At 74.5% G+C, this 2,421-nt stretch carries 3 protein-coding genes; all 3 read left to right on the top strand.

From position 1 onward, the window contains the following. Positions 1 to 86 precede the first annotated feature (86 nt). The 3 genes from BH719_RS05890 (at position 87) to BH719_RS05880 (ending at position 2,319) form a co-directional block, all read left to right on the top strand. On the top strand, positions 87 to 1,052 hold the full coding sequence (locus BH719_RS05890; protein ID WP_034255303.1) for an NADP-dependent oxidoreductase: 966 nt from the start codon (positions 87 to 89) through the stop codon (positions 1,050 to 1,052). A gap of 455 nt (positions 1,053 to 1,507) precedes the next feature. Beyond that, positions 1,508 to 1,756 (top strand): DUF4244 domain-containing protein, encoded by a 249-nt coding sequence (locus tag BH719_RS05885; protein ID WP_009743888.1) that lies wholly within the window; start codon positions 1,508 to 1,510, stop codon positions 1,754 to 1,756. Between the two features lie 239 nt (positions 1,757 to 1,995). Further along, the gene (locus BH719_RS05880; RefSeq protein ID WP_009743887.1) at positions 1,996 to 2,319 is read left to right on the top strand and encodes a hypothetical protein; all 324 of its coding nucleotides are present in this window, start codon (positions 1,996 to 1,998) and stop codon (positions 2,317 to 2,319) included. Positions 2,320 to 2,421: the final 102 nt, after the last annotated feature.

The raw sequence follows: 2,421 nt of genomic DNA, 5'->3' as shown, positions 1-2,421 counted from the left end.
CGGCCCTCCGACCGCCCGGGGCGCACCGGGACGGGGGCTCTGCGTCCGCCTCGCGCACCGGGCCGAGGAACCCAGAGGAGTTGCACATGAGCACGATGAGAGCCGTTCGCTTCGACGAGTACGGGGGCACCCCGGTCCTCGAGGTCCGGGAGGTCCCCAGCCCCCCGCCGCAGCCGGGGCAGGTGCGCGTCAAGGTGGCCTACGCCGGGATCAACCCCGGGGAGGCTGTGATCCGCGAGGGCCTCATGAAGGAGTACTTCCCCGCGCGCTTCCCGGGCGAGGGCCAGGGGAGCGACTTCAGCGGCGTCGTCGTCGAGGCGGGGCCCGGAGTCACCGGGGTCCACGTCGGGCAGGGCGTCATCGGGATGAGCGATGAGCGCAGCGCGCAAGCCGAGTTCGTCACAATCGACCAGGACCGCGTCGTCCCCCTGCCCGACGGCGTCGATCCCGCCGTCGGAGCATGCCTGTACGTGGCCGGGACCACGGCGTGGGCGCTGGCCGAGGCCATCCAGCCACGACAGGGCGAGGTGATCGCCGTGTCCGCCGCGGCTGGCGGTGTCGGCTTCCTGCTGTCCCAGCTGCTGCGCCGGGCGGGCGCCCGGGTGGTCGGCATCGCGAGCGACGCGAGCGCCCAGGCGCTGGAGGGGATCGGCGCCACCCAGGTGGCCTACGGCGACGGGCTGCCCGAGCGGCTGCGCGCCGCCGCCCCCGGCGGCCTCTCAGCCTTCGCCGACTGCTTCGGGGGCGGCTACGTGGAGGCCGCCATCGACTGCGGCGTGCCGACGGAGAGGATCAAGACGATCATCGATATCGCGGCGGCCCGGCGCTTCGGGGTCCAGATGGTCGTCATGGCCGGGGTCGCCGACCCGGGCCGGGTCGTGGGGGAGCTGGCGGACCTGGTCGCCGCCGGGGAGCTCCGGGTGCCCATCCGCGCGCGCTACCCCTTGGACCAGGTGCGCGCCGCGTACGAGGATCTGGCCACGAGGCACGGGGTGGGGAAGATCGTCCTGAGCGTCGGCGGGGAGTCGGCGGGCGCGGTGCCGACGGCCTGATCGGCTGCTGCCAGGGCCAGGGCCAGGGCCAGGGGCCGGGACAGACCGGGCTGGGGCTAGGGCTGGGACTCCGGTTCCTGCGCGTGGGGAACGCAGGCCACTTCCGCATGGGGATCGCGGCGGCGCTTCCTCCGGTTCCCGCGCGTGGGGAACGCGGCCCCCCTTGTTACGGGGCGATGCCCCGCGCCCGAACTCCGCTCCCTGCGCGTGGGGAACGCCCTGGGATGAGAACGAACGGGCACGTGAAAAGCGCGGCTGGTGCGTTTGCAGTGGTTCGGGTGCGCCGTGCTCTAGCCGCCCGGCGCGTCGTCCACAGCGGCGCGCCCGGCCCAGTGCCCGTCCACAGGCGGAGGCGGCCGAGGTGCCAGCGCGGCTGCGGCCCGTCCATGCTGAGAACCCCGGGGAACCCCGGGGCTCGCAGTCCCGGTGCAGCCGGGCGATGGAAGGACACAGCCATGCCAATCCGCAACCGAATCGAATGCGGCCTCATTGAGGCCAGGAGCCGCCTCGTCGAAACGGCGTCCCGCCTGGTCCGCCCCCAACCGGGCGACACCGACGGCGAGGAGGGGGCGACCACCGTCGAGTACGCCATCGGCACCATCGCCGCGGCGGGGTTCGCCGGACTCCTCATCCTCATCCTCAAATCCGACACCGTGCGCTCCGCGCTCGAGGGCCTCATCCAAGAGGCCCTCGCCACCCGGTGACGACAACGGCCCCGGGCGGCGGCGAGCCCCCGGGGCCGCCTGCCAGAACCGGGACCGGGAGAGGAGGCCCCATGGACGGGATGAAGGGACGAAGCAGCTGGGCCAGTGGGAGGACAGGGTTTCGGACCGGGGCGGGCACGGGCCGCCGGGCCAGTTGTAAGAGCGGCGGCCAACCCGCGGATGGGACGGGCCGGCACCGCGCCCGCCCCCTGCGTGGCGCGGAGCGCGGGAGCGTCACAGTGGAGCACGCGATCGGCCTCGTCGCGGTCGTGGGGATGATCGGGTTGGTCGTCTGCGCCGCCCAAGCCGGCATCACATCCACGGCCCTGTGCCAGGCGGTCCGGGACGGCGCCCGCGCTGCCTCCATCGGGGGGAAGGATCCGCGGGCCGTCGCGGCCGCGAGCTTCTCCGCGGTCTCGTCCGCGCCAGCTTCTTTCGCCGTCGCCTACGACGAGGAGTGGGTGGAGGTGTCGGGGAGCGCCACCTACCGCGGTCCGATCGGCTGGGTGGGCGGAACGGCCACGTGCGCAGCGCGCACCCTCGCCGAGGGGACGACCCCGTGAGGCCGCCCGTGACAAGGGACGCGCTGACAGGTCCGCGGCCCCCGCGCGCCGGTGCCGCACGGGTCGGTCCGGGCGGTGCGCTCCCGAGTGCCGCGCCGACCC

This window comes from Pauljensenia hongkongensis, from assembly GCF_001746855.1.
GTDB classification, from domain to species: domain Bacteria; phylum Actinomycetota; class Actinomycetes; order Actinomycetales; family Actinomycetaceae; genus Pauljensenia; species Pauljensenia hongkongensis.
This window is presented reverse-complemented; position numbering and strand designations above follow the sequence as displayed.

Bases quoted from the DNA above. Each gene is read 5' to 3' on its own strand.
- BH719_RS05890 (WP_034255303.1), top strand. From the start codon at position 87: ATGAGCACGATGAGAGCCGTTCGCTTCGACGAGTACGGGGGCACCCCG.
- BH719_RS05885 (WP_009743888.1), top strand. From the start codon at position 1,508: ATGCCAATCCGCAACCGAATCGAATGCGGCCTCATTGAGGCCAGGAGC.